1 protein-coding gene is annotated in these 432 nt (G+C 63.4%); it reads right to left on the bottom strand.

Annotation, left to right across the window (positions count from 1 at the left end; genetic code table 11):
* Positions 1-167 precede the first annotated feature (167 nt).
* The coding region (locus RMP09_RS00995; RefSeq protein ID WP_310564144.1) for a hypothetical protein at positions 168-432 on the bottom strand (265 nt) is incomplete at its 5' end.

Below are 432 nucleotides of genomic sequence, written 5' to 3'. Positions count from 1 at the left end.
CCCCCCCCCCCCCCCGCGCCGCCTGCGGCGTCACCCCCCCCAGGGGGCGGCACTGGCGGCCTGGCAAAGCCAGTTCCGCGGTGCCCTGGACAACATCCCTTCACGTTCCGGCTGTCAAGCTTTGAAAAGGACCCCTCGGCGGGTCCTTTTCGCTTTCATGGCCCCCATCAATCACACCTAAAGTTGGTCGATAGATAGATCAGTTTCCAGATGCCTTCCCTGTGGCCGGAGCGACGTGGCGCCGCGGGCCAGACCATCGCGGAACCGGCTTTGCCGGGCCGCAGATGGTGCCCCTTGAGGGGTGACGCCGCAGGCGGCGCAGGGTGGGTACAAATACAAAGGCAAAGAGCATGTTTGTCATAGTGGGTTTCCTGTTGTCGATGGCCTGCATCTTCGGGGTGTACATCTTCCACGGCGGCAACATCGGTGTGA

Source organism: Hydrogenophaga sp. (genome assembly GCF_031426985.1).
In the GTDB taxonomy this organism is placed as follows: Bacteria; Pseudomonadota; Gammaproteobacteria; order Burkholderiales; family Burkholderiaceae_C; genus Hydrogenophaga.
Note: the sequence above shows the minus strand (reverse complement) of the source record. Positions and strands in the feature narration are given on the sequence as shown.